Genomic DNA, 17,484 nt, shown 5'->3' on the forward strand with positions numbered 1-17,484 from the left:
TTTTGATTTACGGGTCATTTGTTCACCTTGTGTTTAGATGGGGATTATACCCCTTACATCTTGGTGTCCAAATTCACTATGCCACTACATAATGGCTTTTTACGCTTTAAAAGATAATGAAGGTATCACTTATGCTTTGTGTGCTACTTTCATTTTTTGGTTACTAGTTAATATTAGAAAACCCAAGTTTCAAAAGATAGATAGTTTGGCCTTAGCTAATCTTACTCCTGATTTACAGAATCGTGATTCAAAAGAGGATAAAATATTAATTAAAGGAAAAGGCTTATGAAAATTCGTTGTATAGAAGTTGACCAACCATTAGGTCCATTTTATTTAGCTTCCATATCATCTGAATTGTTAAAAAAGCTAACATATTCTCGGGTGACTAGTATTGATGGTATGAAGTTGACTGGTAATCAAAGAGGTTTAGATGACACTAGAGTTGTGGATATTAATAAATATCTACAAACTGCTAGTGCTGCAATTCCTAACTCAGTAATTTTAGCTGCTAATTATTATGATGATGATAATTTGGAAACTGAGCCTGGAAAGGCGTGGTCTTTGGGTCAAGATGAACATGGGTTGTTTATAGATATACCTGATACTTCACTTAAATTGGCCGGAATTGTCGATGGGCAACACAGAATAAATGGTTTCTATAATTCAAAGGTAGAAATGGACATTCCTTGTTCAATTTATTTTGAGCTACCACCATCTCTCCAAGCATTGATTTTTGCAACAATTAATTTCAATCAAAAAAAGGTTGATAAGAGTTTGGCATATCAGCTTTTTGGATATCAATTAGATGAATCAACAAGTGAATCTTGGTCACCTGATATCGTTGCTGTAAAATTATCAAGGGAATTTAACCTTGAAAATAATGGCCCATTTGAGAATAAAATCGTATTAGTGAAAAAGCCAAAACCACCTAAAAATGTGACGTTAGTGGATGTTCCTGATAATTCCTGGTCTATTTCTTCAGCATGTTTTATTTCTGGTGTCGTTTCACTATTATCCGGAAACGCGAAAAATGATCGATATATTATTGGTAAAAAAAACATATTGGGTCATGGCTCTAGGTCATGTTTAAAAATGAATGATAATTATCCACTCAGAAAATATTATATTGAAGGTAATGATTTAGCTATAGAAATGGTGATTGAACGTTACTTTAATAGCTTGAAAAAGAGTTTGTGGAAAAATAAAAACAATGACAATATTGTTTTTAGAGCTATTGGGATTACAGCACAATTCGATTTTTTAAAAGAATTACTAGTAAAGGAGCTTGTTGATTTAGGTCCTGATCTTGAATTTGATACTCTTCTGGGGAAATTTTCAGATATTACTTTCGAAGGTGATTACTTTAGCCCAAGGACTGCAACAAAAAAGAGGCTTCTTGATGTATTTAGATTGAAAGCTGGTATTTTAAAGCCTGATGAAGTCGATGAAGAAATTGTGTTGGCAGCTGGTTAAAATAAAAAAAGTGACTCTGTGAAAGAAAGTTTGCAGAGTCACCATTATAAAATCCAAACTTTTAAATAATGAATTTATAATTGATCACAGAAATTTAAAGTAGTTTTATGGTTTCTCACTGACGCTATGCCATCTTCAACATGTGCTGCCCATGCAGACATCAGTGAGCGACCTTCTAGTGTTGGATACTTAAGCTTTAGTAGCTGTTCACTCACTAACTGCGTTTCCCCCATCCAGGTCACTTTATCTAACACCAAGCTGCCATCTAACTTTGTTTCGGTTTCAATAGATTCAGCGGGGCTATAGGTAAAACCTGACTCAATTGAGCGGAAGAATGCGATACGAGATGATACGTTGGGTGCGATTCCCGTGTATTGCTTCAGTTTTTTCAATTGCTCTTCAGTAGAGCGAGTTAGGTTCATCCGGTTTGGTAGCATTAGATTGCCTCCTTCATTTTCTGTTCCCAGAAGTAACCTTCACGCAGTTTTGATGACTTAGTTGCGCCATCAAACTGGATCTCAAAGGCATGAGAAATGTCATCTTTTAGATAATCCTCTCCAAAGTATGCTTCATCAATCTCTGTATCGGTAGACAGAATGATCACCTGATGGCTGGCCTCTGGGAAGTAGTGCTCAATCAACTTATCTCTGTGTTTAGAGTCAAGTCGACCTAGCGGCGTATCGATGATGATTGGCAACTTCTTACCTGATGTTTTACCTAATGCTTCGAGAATTGAAATTGCGTAGATCTGTTTTTCACCGGCTGACAGACCTTTACGGCTAATGGTGTGCTGATTCTCATCGATTAGCTCTACGTCAAAGGTCGTTGTGTTTATACGGGCAGAAAGCTGTAGGTCTTCTTTACGAGCAAGCTTTTGATAGCTTTTGATAAACTCAGCCTCTAGCTGCTTAACACGTACGGCAGTTAGCTGCTCACTAAACTCTGCTAACAATGCGTGGGTATTTTGCGCGTTTGTTAGTGATGCTTCAGCGGTAGAGGCGACTTTATGCTTGTCATGCAGCTTTTGTACTTTGCGCGCGTAATCAATTGCTTCACGGTATTTTCGCTTCGCCGCTTCAGTGGTATCTCTATGCTCTACAATTGCAGCGGTGCGGCGGCTATTGAGCTCTTTTAACGCTTCAAGTTGCGCCTCAAGTTGTTCTTGCTCTGGTGCTCGGGCGATATTAATTGAGATAGAATCAAGTTGCTCTTCAACTATAGCTAAGCGTTTACGAGCTTCGTCGAAACGCTTATAGGAAGAGGGCGCTTGGTTGTTAATTTGCGCTTTAATTTGATCGTACTCTCTATCAGCTAAATCAAGCTGGATATCAGTCTTAACCTGCTGTGATTCACGCTCATTTAAACATTCTTTGATTGTTTCTATTGCGACAAAGGAGTTAGATAGCGAGAATGATAACTTCTGCTCTAATTCAGTTAAGAAGCCCTTTAGCTCAGAGTTAAAACTATCGGCTTGCTTAGCTTTCTTTTCGGCTTCTAATTGAGTGAGTAGTGCTTGCATTGCATTGGGGGCCAATGCAAATGGTAGGTCACCTTCAATCTCCGCCCGTAGTGTTTTTTCTAGTTCTTTGCGTTCTGCGTCTAGTTCAAACTGTTTAGCCTTTTCTTGCTCACGGCTTTGTGCCCAAGCACCACCTCGTGAAGATAGATCTAGTTCGGTCTTTTCAATGTCTTTAGCTATTAGTTCGATTTTTGCACGGCACAATGAGGCTTTGTTAGTTAGCTCAACTGCGGCATGTTCTGCTGCTGTGCGATCAGATTCTAACTTTTCAATTTGAGCTTTGATGTTATCTGGCATTGCTGCGGAATCATGGCGTTTTAGATAGATAGCTAAATCACTACGCAAACGCTCGGCAACATCAATACCTAAAAGGCGTCTAACTGCTGTTTGCAGTACTTCACCGGATTCATCTTCTGCAAGATCGGCAATTTTTTCACCGTCGAAGAAAAATAGGTCTGAGATCCCCGGCGGGATAAGCTCATTAAGGAAGCTTTGGCATTGATCGTAACTCATACTGCTGAGTTCAGTGTTGTTCTGCTCTAAAACCAATTTATCTTTTTGGCCACGCTTCCAACCACGAGTGACGCGATATTCGCTTTCAACACCATTTTGGCTATGAGTAAAGATGAGCTGGATAGAGGCTTTATCTGCACTGATGCCAACACCATTATGAATCAATGCATCTAGCTGTTCTTGGTATTGAGCTGAGTTCATGCCGCGACCAAATGCTGCGCGGCCGTACAAGGCCACGCGGACTGCAGATAAAATAGAGGTTTTACCTGCACCATTTAATCCACCAAATAACACGATAGGCGATGCAGCAGTTTGGTGTTTACGGGTTAATCTTGGTTCTAAGTCAATTTCGTGTACGCCACGAAATACTCGAAAGTTATTGATCACCAGGCTTTTGATTATCATCTTAAAACTCCACCTTGGCTTGCTTTTCTAGCTCAAGAATTTCACGTTCATATTTGTCGATTTGATCCTTATGGATATCAAAATCAGACTTACTTTGCAGTTGAGCGTGGCGCTGTTTGATTTCATCAAGCGTGCCCCAGTCTTGCCTTAGTAGCGTACCTAGTTTATCGAATACACCGGTACGACGACTTAGGCCTTCTAAAGAAAGCTCAAGATCCAAAAGCTTTTGTACCATTTCAGGCTCAACGTTATATTGCTCGCCTAAATCGGTAAGGATCTGCGCTTCAACTTCACCAAAACTAGAGTTGTCGTTAATTACCCAATTAAGATCGACACCAAATACTTCGCGATAGATTTTTGGCAGTGAGTCAGCCCAATCAGGTTCGTTTGGATCGTTCAACCACTCTTGACGAATAGCGTGCAGTTCTGGCTCGGTAACTAAAGTGACTGAATAGCCATCTTTATTGAACTCTTTTTGCTGCACTAACAGTTCGGTTAACCATTCTTTACGGTATTTAAGCCAATAAGGGCCGGGCACATGTGCGCGTTCTTCAGATAATTCTTGGCCGTCCTTTACGCGTTGATAGTTGACTTTACCTTGGCGTCGTTTGTAATTGCGGTAGATATCTTTGTTTGCAGGCACATTGGTCTCAGCCAACTTGTTGCGGAATGTTAGCAGTGGCTGCATCCATTCTTCACCGTTTTGGATTAAACTTTCCATTGCACGGTCTTTTGTGACTACGGTACATGTCCAGCAACCAAAACGTGAATTACCGCATGAAGGCGTACTATCATCGATGACCATTGGGCATTCGCCTTGGTCTGATGAATCTTTATATAGGTTCCATAGAGTAAGGTTTTTACCACCCCATGGGTTTTCCCATTCAAGACTATATTCATCAGCCCACTTTTTACCGATCCCCATCGGTGAAATGGTCACCTCTAAGCTACAGGCGCGAATTAGCTTCCATACGTCGTCCATACTCCAGGTATCAATTGGGGTATAGATAAATGCATTGGCTAGCGTGGTGTGACGAGCTAGTCGAGTGTTCTCTATTTTATGCTTAGCGATAACTTGAGCACGAGACGCACTTTCTTGGCTACGAGAGCCTAAAATAACAATCACTTCGTCATGCTGCGACACCTTATCTTTAATAAAGTCACTAACAGGATCGATTTTCATGCGCTCTGTACACCAACGGAAACTTTGAGTTGGTGCTGGATAACCTTTACCCAGTAAGCATGACCAAAACGTTTGGTGCGGTTTTGGTAATACTTTATGTGTTGTTAACGGTAGACCATCTTTCTTGGCATTATTGCCAATGCTTTCAAGTGAACGATTTACATGATCGACAACCAATGGAGTTTCTACCAATGTGTCTGATGCCACAACATATACTGGCTTGGTGCGCTTAGATTCATCAAGTGATAGCAGAGCTAGGTAAATGAGCGTGACAACGGCTGATGAATCTTTACCACCACTGTAGCCAATTACCCAAGGGCGGTTATCAGAACAATAAACACTTTGAACATCATCGATAAAGTGCTTTAACGTAAAGCCTTCGTTATTCTTTTGCTCACGCAATAGTTCTCGACATAAATTGATACTAACTTGATGTTTTAAAGAATCATCGAGTTTGTCGTATTTATCGAGACCTGCTGGTAACGAATCGCTGTTTTTGTATCGCTTGAAACCAGCAAAGAATTCATTTTGAATATATTCTAACTGCTCATCATCTAGCGCATCGGCTTGGAATAAATCAGCCATTGGATGCCTCACTACTTGGTATATGTTTGTTTTCTAGAGCGCGTTCTTCCGGTGTTAATGATAGAGATAAGCTTTGCTTGAGTGCATTTGTCGTCAACATTATGTTGGTTGACGCTTTGCTTAACTTGCCATGTAACATGCTGCGGTTGGCCCATACAGGGTTGGATTTACGCCAATCTACATTTTTTAACTGCTTAATTGTTTCTTTCCAGCCATCAGGTTGCGCTGTGATTAATGAGCAACCCAATGCGCCCAACGCATGCAGGCCAACGCCGTGCGCGTGTACATACTCTTGCCTAAACTGAGAAGGGGACAGATCTTTATTTATTACCATTTGCCATTCAGGTGTCTCGGCAAATACTGCTTGCCAATAGTCAGTGGCTAATTGTTTCTCTTCTTCAGTAAAGCTGTCTTTAACACCTTTACCTAGCAGCGCTCTATTAGCTTGCTTTAAGCTGCTTAAGGTAAATAGCTTGCCGCTTTTCGAGCTTATGCTGGATTTTTCCATCTCAGTAAAACCTTCGAACGGTTTAACGTTTTGCGCTAGGTATCTTGCAAGCTCGGCGCTTTCATCGCGACTATCATAAAGCGCAGCTAGAGAAGGGCTTGGTTTAACTGCATATTTGTTTAGATCTGCAAACATCTGTTGGCTGCGCTTTAGTCCTTCATCGACAAAAAACAATACTGCAATATTATCGTGTGCAATCTCTGGTTGCTCTTTGATTGCTGCTTCAATTGCTGCACGTCTATGCTGTCCATCATTAATTAGGATCTGTGCGTCCATTGGGACTTTCAACGTACCTAGATTTGGTGTGCTGTTGTGATCGCTTTCTTCGAATATCACTGTAGACGCAACAGATACGGTTAGCGCAGAAAAAACGTAGTCTTTTGGGTTTTCGACTAAATAACGTACCATCTCAGGGATACGTGATTTGTTTAACGTTCGCTGGGCACGCAACTCTGGTGGCACTTCTTCTTCGTCAAAAACGAAGATCTTGGGAATAGTGCTAAGAGGACAAGTTGCTATATAAAAAGGCTTTCCTGCTTGAATGCCTCTAACTGCCGGAAACGAAAAACAATAACCATCTTGTGGGCTTTTCATATGAAACTCCTAACGTTAAATATGACGTTAGTTAAATCTTAGTACGTCAACTTATCACGTCAAACATATAGTAAGACGTTATAGGTATAACGAGGAGGGGGAATATTCTAGATTATTATTAGATGCAATGCACGGAGGAATTAGGATAACGAATTACAATTTATAACTGGTTAGGTATACAGAGTTGTTTTGACTCTGATTTAGTCCACTTCCAGTTTGGCTCAAACCCTTGTAAGCCTGCAGAGTCGAGCACTGTTTGTAACACGTGGCTCAGTTTGGCAGTGAATTTCAGTTTGTCAGTTAATTCGCTTTTTGGGCACTGAAGGATGGTTATATAGTCATCGATGATATCAATACGTCGGTGCTTTATTGCCATAGTAACTGCTTCAAAATGTAGCTTTGCAAAGTCCTGCAAAAAGCATTTGTCTGGTAGTTTGTTACTTTTAGATGAGTTACAGCTGTTTAATATAGGCAAGAGGTTCCAAAACTGATTATGGGCAACATAGGACCAAGGTACAAAATGGTCTAATTCGTAATTGGCAGTGCTAAGTTGCTCTCCGGTAAAAATGCATTTGGGTTGATGTTGCGAGATAAATTCATCCCAAAATTTCCGCTGCTTAACTAATGATTCACGTTTAGTATTCAACGTCAGTTTATTGCTTATCGAAGGCGTGTTTGGGTTTTTTCGCTGTAAGTAACGAGTCCAATTTAGCTCGGCCCAACCTTGAACTAAAATGATGTTATTGCATAAGTACTCATACCAGTCTGGGTGTAATGTTATTTGGGGTAAATTACATTCTTCAATAAAGGAGATTTTGTAAATAGGTTTAACAATGTCGAACTGACTTTGTGATAGTTCATACGTTAGGTTATTTTTTTCGGCATCCTTTTTTCCTTGTAATTCGGCACTAAAGAAGGGTTGAAGTAAACGGTATGGCACATACTTTAAAACTTGTTTGTTAATCTTAGAGTTGTTAGTTTTGGCTAACTTTTCGAGCAATAGTGTAAAGGGCTTACCTTTATGCTGTGACAGGTCGACTGCTACTAAATTTAGGTCGTAGAGGTGTTGAACAATTTGATCTTGAGTGCCGAGGTTTAATTTAAAATAGACTGATGGTACCCAAGCGTGAGCTAATAAGTAATGCGCCAGTTCAGTGCTGTCAATTTTTCCGTCCGGCGTTTTCCCATCCTGAATCAAGCTAAGTAAAGCACGAAAGAAAAGTAGCTTGTAGGAGTTGGTTGTATTGTCGAATATTCGGCTTAATGCAGGAATATCGAGTTTATTACTGGACGGTAGCGGTAACATGAGAAACTCATTAACAATTAAAGTTGCATCATGTTACAGATTTAATGGTAAATCCAATGATTTTTTTGTTTAACATTAATAGCTTTGAGTCAAACTCACATTTTGACATGAACACATTGTCATGCTCATTAAGCCCTAGCAGCTTGCCTAACCTCTTATCAAAACTTAATTGCTTTTTATAAGTCTCGTCAGTAGATGCCAGTAGCAAGTGTTTGTTGATAAGCGGCGGTCTAGCGTGCTCATCAACATAATCAAAAAAGTCTACATCCAATTGCCACATCTTGACCTTGATACGCTCTCGTAGTGTCGGCAGGGGGCTTGTATCAAAATTATCGTAGCCCATGAAGCTGACTTTGCCTGAGGTGATATGAATTTTTACTATGTCTATTTCGTCTAACTCACCATATAGCTGAACGGCCGCGCCAACATAAACTCTCAGCAATGCTGGCAGAAGCGGCAAAAATTGTTTGTGCAGTTCAAGTGAGTGACCTTTGTTTAACTTACTCGCTGGTAGCGTTTGATGCGCTTCAATACACGCTTGTTCAATCTCTTCGGTATTAGCGATTCGGTAGAGTAGGGTTTTAGCTTCTGCTTGGGCAACTTTATATGTGTCAAAGATTACTTTTATGTCGCGCTTCAGCCCATTGGGTAAGTGGGTATAGCCTTTATGTTGTTCAAACTGACATAGAGCAAAATAAACCAATAAATCTTCTCGCCGAGTTGCAATAGCAGCCTCGAATACTTTAGTTGCTTGCTCACCTTGAACTTGTAGTAGCAGTTTTAGTGCTTTCTTGGCATTACCAATTGCGGCATTTATCTCTGGCGTTTCAGTAAACTCTTCTAAAACCGGTAAGCGGCCAAGCTCTAAGCATTTGTCCCAAAAGCGGTTAAGCAGCTCGTTATGCTTTGTGAACCGCAGCCTTGCTTGTTCTTCACTTGTTGGAGTTGGAGTGGTTAATTGATTCCATGAGTGGTGACGTTTAAAGCGACCAGAAAGAAAACGTTGCTCTTCAAGTTTATCTTTGAATATGTAGAAAATACCGGGCGCTATGGCAATTGCGTTTTCATCAAGTGTGCGCTCTATGTAACCTTTGAGCTCTGATTGCGCATAATACTTTTGAAAGGTATTTATTGATGTAATGACACCGTCTTTATAGGGCGTGAACTGGCTGATGAATTTGTCATTGGCTAACATAGCAGAAACGACAAGTAATTTTGCTGTAAGCTCCCAAGCGCCGAGGATTGCTTCATCACGCTCAACTTTGTCTTCAATCACATTAATGACAAAACCGATATTAACGAGATCAGACTTTACCTTTTCAGCTTCTGGTCGAAAATTCGGGTCCCAGCCTAAAGCATCTAATCCGTGGGCTCCTAGTTCTGTTAAATCATCGCCTCGGCCACAGCCATAATCAAAGATGGTGTGCTCGCCATTAAGGTAGCCTTGCTTAGCGAGTTGCTTCATCGGTGCCGACAGTTCATGCCTAACAATCGCAGTTTTATGGCGGTCAATACTTGTTGCTGTTGTATTGCTTGGTTCTATAACTGCAGAGCTGCGAAATAAACGGCCGTCTACCAATGTATAGCCATGCGCCTCAATGGTGCGTAGCCAACTTTGCTTGAAACCAATCATGCGGCTATTTTGGTAAAGTCCGGCATTTTCTCCTTCTTCAGTGATTGCTTTAAATTCATCAAAGCATTCATGTTGAACTGGAAGCATGGTTTCTTTGCGGTGCAGGATTGGTGGATTGTCACCATCTTTGTAGTCAACGATACGGTGGCTTAGTTTAGTTAGGTCGACAGTTACACTTTGAGTGAGTGATGGATAAGCTTCTGTGAAAAAGGTCGGGTAGGAGAGTAGCGATAGTCTGAATTCATTGCGTGATAACTTAACTATATGCCATTCGTGGGGCTCTATTTTCAGCGCTTTGCCAACTGCAAGAATAAATTGAGTTAGGGAGTTATCTAATTCAGGAAAGCAGTCTTTATGTAGATAGATCGCTTCAGGTAGTTTCTTCCCTAAAGGAACAGAGCTAACGAGTTGATTAAATTTAGTGGCGTCCACACTATACCCTTAATTAGCTTACTATTTTATACATAACGTTTGAGTTACTTGTTTTTTGGCGTGAGTAAATACAGGTAGGCATTGCCTTGCTTTTTAAATGTTAATTCACCACGTTCACGCTTATGCATAAGCTCACAACCAGACAAACCAAAATGCTTCTTGGCTTCTTTACTTGTAAGCCAAATACTGGATTTATCAGTTTGTTTACTGTCAGGTTCGTTATCAATCATCTTTGTATTTCTGATTAACCTTTATTAACTCACAAACCTCAGTTATAACACTTTGGCTAAACGCTATGCCACTACAAAACTAGTAATTAAGCTGTGTTAACAAGGATAAGGCGTTGTCTCCAATGGCTCGTTTTCCTGGTGTTCGTCGTCCTGTGACTTGATTGGTATTCATCAGCTGCACAAACTGGTTCATCTCAGGACCATAGCTGATATGCAACGGCCGTGTTTTGCCATAATAGTAGATACGGTCGAACTTAAGGTTTTCAGCTATCCACAGCGCAACTTCTTCCATTTGTTCTGGCATTGCATCAACATAAAAATCAACTGCGGCACCAAGGCGAGGGCAGATTAAGTTTCCTTTGCTATTTAGCTCGTGCGACGCATGTTGATCAAGGTTAGGCGCAATATGTGGATTGATAGTCTTGGATATTGCTCGCGCTAATTCTGGCGAGCAAAATCCATAGGTGAGGGTGATTGGGCCAAACTGGTCAACGATAGGATCGAGAAGGTGTACTGCCAGTTGTTGTAATGCGCTCCAAGTCATTTCTTGTTGCGGGATATTGGCTATTTTCGAGTAAGTAGCAGTTTCACCACAAATGGTTAAGTCCTCAAAAATAAAATGCTGACTAATATGCTGCTTTAAATCTCTATTTATCATAGCTGCCAATTTGATTGAAATTTTTGTGATGATGGACGAAATGGGGTTTATTTGCCTTACTAGTCTATACAGAGTTAGTCGCTACTGCTAAGGGAATATTTAATGACTTTGTTTGTATTTTCGATACTTCTTATCGGTTTGCTTGGTTACTTAGCTCAAACAACTGGGTTATGCCTTGTTCGTGGTGTAAATGAGGCATTAGCCGGTAAACCAATGTTTCTACTTTCCATTGTAATGAGCGGCTCATTGGCTTGGGTCTCTATACTTATCGGTTACCTTGTTGGTGTTGAAACCCCCTTTATTTCTTATGAGTATTCAATATTGGCAGTTGTCGGTGGTTTGCTGTTTGGGCTTGGCGCTTCATTTAATGGTGGATGTGGGGTCTCAACGATTAGTAAATTAGCTCGCGGTCAATTAGTGATGCTTTTGACAATTAGTGGTTGGTTAGCGGGTTGGTTACTTTTAGCATCCGTTTCTCTTGATTATCGTATTTCACCTTATCAAATTGAGCTTAGTCTACATACAGGAATTCTAGTCTGTATATCTGTTTTCATTTTGCTATGTACAATAAAAATGAACCGAGCGAATCGGAAGCTTTGGCTGAGCATGTTAGGCATAGGCTTGTGCGCTGGTATTGTATTTTTACACGAACCTAAATGGACTCCGAGCGGACTATTGAAGGATGTTAGCTTATCGCTTTGGTATGAAAGATCCGAAACCTGGCCCGATGAAAGCCGTTTTATGCTTATTACAGCTTTATTAATAGGTATGGTTTTAGCTGCTTTACATAAGAAAACGTTCGAACTTGTAGCATTAACTAGCCGCAGTAGTTTTAAACATTTTCTAGCTGGTTGCTTAATGGGAGTAGGGGCTGCTATTGCAAGTGGCGGTAACGATAGTCAGCTTTTGCTTGGCTTACCTTCGTTATCTCCAGCAGGTATAACGACTGTGCTTTGTATGCTAGCTGGCATTGTCGTGGGGCTTAAATTGCCTAGAGTGATTAAACTGAGACGTAAATAGCAAGAAGCTACCGAGGGTTAAGGTTGGTATTAATCCTTTGATATTTCGTTTTAATCGTAACCTTCGTTCCAGCGATTGATAATTCATCCTTAACTATCAACACTCGTGAGCGAAAAACACCCATGCCTCTATTGATGACGTCTTCATTGTTAAGGGCGATTTGCAGCGGACGAGATATCAGGCAGTAGCTGGTATGCATTGTTAATTCCAGCAATAGTATTATTGGTTTTATAGCGGTTTGAAGCGACTCTATGTTACAGATATACTGGCGATAGTTAGTATAGGATATTTAAGAATATTAGGGTGTTAGGCTATGGAAAGCCGGTTAAGTCGATATGTGTTACTCGTTTCTTTAGTTGTCGCTATAGGTTTGGTTGTTAATCACTATCAAGGCCGATGGTTTAATGTGCCTTTTATTGATGACTTTTTTACTGAAGTAACATCTGAATATTTACAGCGGACAGGCGATATTACGCCGCAGCCTTTGATAATTGGCGCTAGTGGAGTTGAGCATCATGAATATGAAATGTCTGCTGTACAGCGCAGTGCTTGTGAGGCGTTAACTGTTACCCAAGGTCTTGAAGTTAAAAAGCAGGATAATGGTATTTATACCTGGGTTGATGATAATGGCTTGACCCATTTTTCTGATGTCGCCGCAGCGAGTAAGCAAAGCCAGCTTACCCAATATACTGAACCGCAATATAGTTTTGATATTGAGATTAACTCAGTTGGTACTAATCCTCCGCCATTTCTGCGCAGTAAACTCACTACCACGTTAAAACATATTGATACCGACTACCGTCGACTTTTACCAAAGCGTGAATTGTTGCCGATTAAGATTGATTTGATCCTCGCAGGCACTGCAAGTGCGTATAAAAATTTACAACGTAAGTACGCGAACTCAGTAAGTGCAAGCCAAGGCTTTTATTCCAGCAAACATAATGTGGCGGCGGTATTACATAACAATGACCCCCAAGCTTTTAGGACGGCATTGCACGAATCTGTGCATGTAATGAATGCAGGACAATTTGGTATGACGCCGCGTTGGTTTAATGAAGGCTTAGCAGAGTATTTTGAATCACCGCTGTATTTGTGGCGACTGAATGATAAGAGTCAACACCAACTAGTGACATCTAGACAAGTGCGCACCGCTAGAAAGCACTACCGTAGCGGGGAGTATTTACCCTTGACGGAGCTGTTTAATGCGACTAATGCGGATTGGAGTGGTAGTAAACGTAGTGCGCTTTATCAAAATTCGCGGCAGTTTATCCAATTTTTGATGTCGAGTTATCAAGGGCGAAAAACACTAAACTCGTTATTTATTCAATTTAGTGAACAACGTTGTGGCGCAAAATCGCCCAAAGAAGCACTAGCAACCTATTCCGGCGGTATGCGTAAACTGAATAACGATTGGCTAAGGTGGCGAAGAGGCTAGGCTAAGGGCTAGTTCACCAATGATGGCAACTATATACGCCAGCACTTTTTTGTTGCGAGTAAACCAATCTTACCTGTGGCAAGAAAAAGCGTTCCTAGAGGCTGAAGTGAAGTTTAGATCCCAGCGATATACTCTAAAATCTAAACATTGCCTCTAGGAACTTGTCTGTTTGAGCTTAAAATCTCATTTCTGGTACATGGTCTGGCACGACTATTTCGCCGGCTGTAAGCTGGATTATCTCTTTAACACTGACCCCTGGGGCGCGCTCAACAAGGTGAAATTTGCCTTGCTTGATTTCGATAAGGGCGAGGTCGGTTAATACGCGTTTGATACAGCCCTTGCCTGTAAGCGGTAGGCTGCATTTATTGAGTAATTTAGATACGCCATGTTTTGAGGCGTGGGTCATGGTGACGATAATATTGTCGGCGCCAGCGACTAAATCCATTGCGCCGCCCATGCCTTTTATTAGTTTTCCCGGGATCATATAGGAAGCGATATTACCTTGTGTATCAACCTCAAATGCACCTAATACGGTGAGATCTACATGGCCGCCGCGGATCATGGCAAAGGACTCTGCCGAGTCGAAAACTGCTGCACCTGTCTCCATAGTGACGGTTTGTTTGCCTGCATTAATCAGGTCGGCGTCCAGCTCTTCTTCATAGGGAAAGGGCCCCATGCCCAGCAGGCCGTTTTCTGATTGCAACATCACCTCCATGCCTTGTGGAATATAGTTGGCGACTAGAGTCGGGATACCAATACCTAGATTGACGTAGTAACCATCTTGTAACTCTTGGGCGACGCGCTGCGCGAGTTGCTCTCTGGAAAGTGCCATATCTTACGCTCCTGTAGATGTGTTGGGTGTTGAGGCTGTTGCGGGTCTGCTTCGGGTGGTTCTTTGTTCAATCATTTTGCTAAAGCTGCCTTGAATAAGCCGGTCGACATAGATCCCGGGAGTGTGAATTTCGTCTGGGTTTAACTCACCAGCCGCGACGATCTCTTCTACTTCAACCACAGTTATTTTGCCGGCGGTGGCGGCGAGAGGGTTAAAGTTACGGGCTGTTTTACGATAAACAAGGTTGCCGTAAGTATCGGCTTTCCACGCTTTGACGATGGCAAAATCACCCTTGATAGCATGCTCAAGTATGTATTCTCGGCCATTAAACTCTCGGGTATCTTTACCTTCTGCCACTGGTGTACCAACACCGGTCGCTGTGTAAAAGGCGGGGATACCTGCACCTGCTGCCCGCATTTTTTCGGCGAGTGTGCCTTGTGGCGTTAGCTCGACATCAAGTTCGCCTGACATCATTTGCGCTTCAAAGTTTGCATTTTCGCCTACATAGGAGGCGATCATTTTTTTTATCTGTTTTCCTGGCAATAATACGCCTAGCCCATGCTCTGTTGTGCCACAATTATTAGAGACCATGGTGAGTTGTTTGGTACCTTTATTTTTGATTTCATTGATTAAGTTTTCTGGTATGCCACATAAGCCAAAGCCACCAGCAATGACCGTCATACCATCTTCGAGCCCGGCCATTGCGTCTTGATAGCTTGTCACGAGTTTATTAAATCCAGACATAGATGCTTCTCCTCTAAGACTCGATGCGAGCCGTCTTTGTGCTTCTCTTTTCACTATTACTCAAAAAAACAGATGCTCATATGCTACTAAGGTGCCAAATAAATCTGCTGGCTGTTGCAGTAATCTGAATGGGTGATCGGATGGGGTTTGCGATATTGATATGGCTTATCAATCCAGTTTGTTGTTAGTGCTTTTTGCTATAGCTGCATAAAGTCGTTTAACGCCATCTTGATCATGCCTAATTTTAAATTGTCTGCCAGCACGCCTGTGCTGATGAGGAGTCTGCATGTTAAGTGGAAAGGTTGCGTTAATTACAGGTTCAACAAGTGGGATAGGACTCGCGACCGCCCATGTGTTAGCTGAGCAGGGGGTAAACCTAGTGTTGCACGGGTTAATGAGTGATGTTGAAGGTCAGGCTTTAGCGCTGGAGTTTGCTGAGCGTTATCAAATAAAAACTCTGTTCGATAATGCTGATCTGCGTGACGCGGACTGCATTGCGCGTTTTATGGAGCGGGCCATAGCGAGCTTAGGCACGATTGATATTTTAGTTAACAATGCCGGTATCCAGCATACCGAAGGGGTGGGCAGTTTCCCGCTGCAAAAATGGAACGATATTATTGCGATTAATCTGTCATCTGCCTTTCACACCATCCAACACTCATTACCCGGTATGCGCGAGAACCGCTGGGGCAGGATCATCAATATTGCCTCGGTTCATGGCTTAGTGGCATCAATTAACAAGTCGGCATATTGCGCGGCTAAACATGGCATTGTTGGCCTGACTAAAGTGGTAGCACTTGAGTGCGCCGAGCAGGGCATTACTGCCAATGCGATTTGCCCGGGCTGGGTCGATACGCCGCTGATTAATAATCAAATCTCAGATATAGCGAGTAAAAACCAAACCAGTTTTGAAGACGCCAAGTACCAGCTAGTCACGGCTAAGCAGCCTCTGCCAGAGATGTTAGATGCTAGGCAGATTGGTGAGTTTGTGCTGTTTTTATGTAGTGATAGCGCACGTGCGATCACGGGCTCGGCTTTACCTATGGATGGTGCCTGGACGTCACAGTAGCGCAGCTTTAAGTCACTAACGCCCAAACATAGATTGTATTAATCGCGAGTTGTTGAACCGCTAGGAGCTTTTTTATGTCATCGAATGATCCCGTTGTAATTGTTTCTGCTAAGCGCACCCCTATGGGGAGCTTTCTTGGTGGATTATGTCTGGCTCAAGTGACTGACTTAGGCGCAACAGCGATTAAAGCCGCGATTGCCTGTGCGGGAATAAAAGCTAATGAGGTAGATGAAGTACTCATGGGCTGTGTGCTGCCAGCTGGCGCTGGTCAAGCGCCTGCAAGGCAAGCTGGGTTAAAAGCGGGATTGGCTGATTGCGTAGGGGCGACAACGGTGAATAAGGTGTGTGGCTCTGGGATAAAAACCTTAATGCAAGCTCACGATGCCATTAACGCCGAAAGCATTGAAGTGGCGATTGCTGGTGGTATGGAAAGTATGTCGAATGCGCCTTATCTGTTAGCGAAAGCCAGAGAGGGCTATCGCATGGGGCATGGTGAGCTAAAAGATCACATGATGTTTGATGGCCTTGAAGATGCCTACCAAGCAATGCCTATGGGCGCATTGGCGCAAATTACCGCCGATAAGCAGCAAGTCAGCCGTGAAGCCATGGACGCGTTTGCGATTCACTCTGCTAAAAAGGCCTGCTATGCAGCTGAAACAGGCGCTTTTTTAAATGAGATTGAACCTGTGGTGATAAGGACTCGCAAAGGGGATATCTGTATTCGTCGTGACGAAGGGCCTGAACTGGTTAACCCAGATAAAATTCCTAAACTGAAACCCGTATTTGCCAAGTCTGGCACGATCACTGCGGCTAATGCATCGTCAATTTCGGATGGCGCGGCGGCGCTAGTATTAATGAAAGCATCTAAGGCAGAAGCAAATCATTTAACGCCTTTGTGCCGCATCGTAGCGCACGCTAGCCACGCACAGGCTGCTGAAGATTTCACTCTCGCACCTATTGGTGCAATTAATGCGCTGTTAGAAAAAGCGGGCTGGCAAAAGGAGGAGGTCGATCTTTGGGAGATCAACGAAGCCTTTGCCATGGTGACCATGTTGGCGGTCAATGAACTTGGGCTGGATAACGAAAAGGTTAATGTTAACGGTGGTGCCTGCGCCTTAGGGCATCCTTTGGGGGCAAGTGGCGCTCGAATAGTGGTTACCCTTATTCATGCGTTAAAAAATCGAGGACTGTCAAAGGGCGTTGCAGCGCTTTGTATCGGCGGTGGTGAGGCTGTGGCGATAGCAGTCGAAGTCCCCTGATGCAGATTTAATAGATTGCGACATAGTGAGCCATTAATGGTACTGAACAAGCATTATTTCTGGCTGTAAATTGCGGGGCTATATTG

General features: G+C 42.3%; 16 protein-coding genes. 6 read left to right on the forward strand and 10 right to left on the reverse strand.

Going from position 1 to position 17,484, the window contains the following annotated elements:
• Window positions 1-91 precede the first annotated feature (91 nt).
• The gene (locus L2748_RS15645) at window positions 92-289 is read left to right on the forward strand and encodes a hypothetical protein (protein ID WP_248957716.1); all 198 of its coding nucleotides are present in this window, start codon (window positions 92-94) and stop codon (window positions 287-289) included.
• Window positions 286-1,473 (forward strand): DGQHR domain-containing protein, encoded by a 1,188-nt coding sequence (locus L2748_RS15650; RefSeq protein ID WP_248957717.1) that lies wholly within the window; start codon window positions 286-288, stop codon window positions 1,471-1,473. Before L2748_RS15645 ends, L2748_RS15650 begins: the two co-directional genes overlap by 4 nt.
• 74 nt (window positions 1,474-1,547) lie before the next feature.
• Here L2748_RS15650 and dndE read toward each other — a convergent pair whose 3' ends face one another.
• The 8 genes from dndE to L2748_RS15690 form a co-directional block, all read right to left on the reverse strand.
• On the reverse strand, window positions 1,548-1,910 hold the full coding sequence (gene dndE / locus L2748_RS15655; RefSeq protein ID WP_220781161.1) for a DNA sulfur modification protein DndE: 363 nt from the start codon (window positions 1,908-1,910) through the stop codon (window positions 1,548-1,550).
• Window positions 1,910-3,910, reverse strand: a complete 2,001-nt coding sequence (dndD, locus tag L2748_RS15660; protein WP_220781162.1) for a DNA sulfur modification protein DndD — start codon at window positions 3,908-3,910, stop codon at window positions 1,910-1,912. The genes dndE and dndD overlap by 1 nt, the downstream gene beginning before the upstream one ends.
• Before the next feature lies 1 nt (window position 3,911).
• On the reverse strand, window positions 3,912-5,678 hold the full coding sequence (locus tag L2748_RS15665) for a DNA phosphorothioation system sulfurtransferase DndC (RefSeq protein WP_220781163.1): 1,767 nt from the start codon (window positions 5,676-5,678) through the stop codon (window positions 3,912-3,914).
• Window positions 5,671-6,780: a DNA sulfur modification protein DndB gene (dndB, locus tag L2748_RS15670; protein WP_220781164.1), complete on the reverse strand. Its 1,110-nt coding sequence runs from the start codon at window positions 6,778-6,780 to the stop codon at window positions 5,671-5,673. The genes L2748_RS15665 and dndB overlap by 8 nt, the downstream gene beginning before the upstream one ends.
• A 160-nt stretch (window positions 6,781-6,940) precedes the next feature.
• Complete coding sequence (locus L2748_RS15675) at window positions 6,941-8,086, reverse strand: HNH endonuclease domain-containing protein (RefSeq protein WP_220781165.1); 1,146 nt, start codon at window positions 8,084-8,086, stop codon at window positions 6,941-6,943.
• Window positions 8,087-8,114: 28 nt separating this feature from the next.
• The gene (locus L2748_RS15680; RefSeq protein WP_220781166.1) at window positions 8,115-10,151 is read right to left on the reverse strand and encodes a DNA phosphorothioation-associated putative methyltransferase; all 2,037 of its coding nucleotides are present in this window, start codon (window positions 10,149-10,151) and stop codon (window positions 8,115-8,117) included.
• Window positions 10,152-10,195: 44 nt separating this feature from the next.
• Window positions 10,196-10,381, reverse strand: a complete 186-nt coding sequence (locus tag L2748_RS15685) for a hypothetical protein (protein WP_220781167.1) — start codon at window positions 10,379-10,381, stop codon at window positions 10,196-10,198.
• Window positions 10,382-10,460: 79 nt separating this feature from the next.
• The gene (locus L2748_RS15690; protein ID WP_220781168.1) at window positions 10,461-11,039 is read right to left on the reverse strand and encodes a hypothetical protein; all 579 of its coding nucleotides are present in this window, start codon (window positions 11,037-11,039) and stop codon (window positions 10,461-10,463) included.
• Between the two features lie 102 nt (window positions 11,040-11,141).
• Here L2748_RS15690 and L2748_RS15695 point away from each other — a divergent pair, with 102 nt between their 5' ends.
• Complete coding sequence (locus tag L2748_RS15695) at window positions 11,142-12,059, forward strand: YeeE/YedE thiosulfate transporter family protein (RefSeq protein ID WP_220781169.1); 918 nt, start codon at window positions 11,142-11,144, stop codon at window positions 12,057-12,059.
• Window positions 12,060-12,372: 313 nt separating this feature from the next.
• The gene (locus L2748_RS15700; RefSeq protein ID WP_220781170.1) at window positions 12,373-13,494 is read left to right on the forward strand and encodes a DUF4124 domain-containing protein; all 1,122 of its coding nucleotides are present in this window, start codon (window positions 12,373-12,375) and stop codon (window positions 13,492-13,494) included.
• 175 nt (window positions 13,495-13,669) lie between these two features.
• Here the strand turns inward: L2748_RS15700 and L2748_RS15705 are convergent, their stop codons facing one another.
• Entirely contained in the window at window positions 13,670-14,326 is a 657-nt protein-coding gene (locus L2748_RS15705; protein WP_220781171.1) for a 3-oxoacid CoA-transferase subunit B, read from the reverse strand.
• Between the two features lie 3 nt (window positions 14,327-14,329).
• A complete protein-coding gene (locus tag L2748_RS15710; RefSeq protein WP_220781172.1) occupies window positions 14,330-15,070 on the reverse strand; it encodes a CoA transferase subunit A in 741 nt (246 codons plus the stop codon).
• Between the two features lie 286 nt (window positions 15,071-15,356).
• On the opposite strand from L2748_RS15710, the gene L2748_RS15715 reads away from it, so the two are divergent.
• Together L2748_RS15715 and L2748_RS15720 are read left to right on the forward strand one after the other, a co-directional pair.
• On the forward strand, window positions 15,357-16,139 hold the full coding sequence (locus L2748_RS15715; RefSeq protein WP_220781173.1) for a 3-hydroxybutyrate dehydrogenase: 783 nt from the start codon (window positions 15,357-15,359) through the stop codon (window positions 16,137-16,139).
• A gap of 74 nt (window positions 16,140-16,213) precedes the next feature.
• Window positions 16,214-17,398, forward strand: a complete 1,185-nt coding sequence (locus L2748_RS15720) for a thiolase family protein (RefSeq protein WP_220781174.1) — start codon at window positions 16,214-16,216, stop codon at window positions 17,396-17,398.
• Window positions 17,399-17,484 lie beyond the last annotated feature (86 nt).

Source organism: Shewanella sairae (genome assembly GCF_023283535.1).
GTDB classification, from domain to species: domain Bacteria; phylum Pseudomonadota; class Gammaproteobacteria; order Enterobacterales; family Shewanellaceae; genus Shewanella; species Shewanella sairae.

What these genes read in the sequence shown, in the direction of transcription:
- L2748_RS15645 (WP_248957716.1), top strand. Translation starts at nt 92, where the DNA reads ATGGCTTTTTACGCTTTAAAAGATAATGAAGGTATCACTTATGCTTTG.
- L2748_RS15650 (WP_248957717.1), top strand. Translation starts at nt 286, where the DNA reads ATGAAAATTCGTTGTATAGAAGTTGACCAACCATTAGGTCCATTTTAT.
- dndE (WP_220781161.1), bottom strand. Translation starts at nt 1,910, where the DNA reads ATGCTACCAAACCGGATGAACCTAACTCGCTCTACTGAAGAGCAATTG.
- dndD (WP_220781162.1), bottom strand. Translation starts at nt 3,910, where the DNA reads ATGATAATCAAAAGCCTGGTGATCAATAACTTTCGAGTATTTCGTGGC.
- L2748_RS15665 (WP_220781163.1), bottom strand. Translation starts at nt 5,678, where the DNA reads ATGGCTGATTTATTCCAAGCCGATGCGCTAGATGATGAGCAGTTAGAA.
- dndB (WP_220781164.1), bottom strand. Translation starts at nt 6,780, where the DNA reads ATGAAAAGCCCACAAGATGGTTATTGTTTTTCGTTTCCGGCAGTTAGA.
- L2748_RS15675 (WP_220781165.1), bottom strand. Translation starts at nt 8,086, where the DNA reads ATGTTACCGCTACCGTCCAGTAATAAACTCGATATTCCTGCATTAAGC.
- L2748_RS15685 (WP_220781167.1), bottom strand. Translation starts at nt 10,381, where the DNA reads ATGATTGATAACGAACCTGACAGTAAACAAACTGATAAATCCAGTATT.
- L2748_RS15690 (WP_220781168.1), bottom strand. Translation starts at nt 11,039, where the DNA reads ATGATAAATAGAGATTTAAAGCAGCATATTAGTCAGCATTTTATTTTT.
- L2748_RS15695 (WP_220781169.1), top strand. Translation starts at nt 11,142, where the DNA reads ATGACTTTGTTTGTATTTTCGATACTTCTTATCGGTTTGCTTGGTTAC.
- L2748_RS15700 (WP_220781170.1), top strand. Translation starts at nt 12,373, where the DNA reads ATGGAAAGCCGGTTAAGTCGATATGTGTTACTCGTTTCTTTAGTTGTC.
- L2748_RS15705 (WP_220781171.1), bottom strand. Translation starts at nt 14,326, where the DNA reads ATGGCACTTTCCAGAGAGCAACTCGCGCAGCGCGTCGCCCAAGAGTTA.
- L2748_RS15710 (WP_220781172.1), bottom strand. Translation starts at nt 15,070, where the DNA reads ATGTCTGGATTTAATAAACTCGTGACAAGCTATCAAGACGCAATGGCC.
- L2748_RS15715 (WP_220781173.1), top strand. Translation starts at nt 15,357, where the DNA reads ATGTTAAGTGGAAAGGTTGCGTTAATTACAGGTTCAACAAGTGGGATA.
- L2748_RS15720 (WP_220781174.1), top strand. Translation starts at nt 16,214, where the DNA reads ATGTCATCGAATGATCCCGTTGTAATTGTTTCTGCTAAGCGCACCCCT.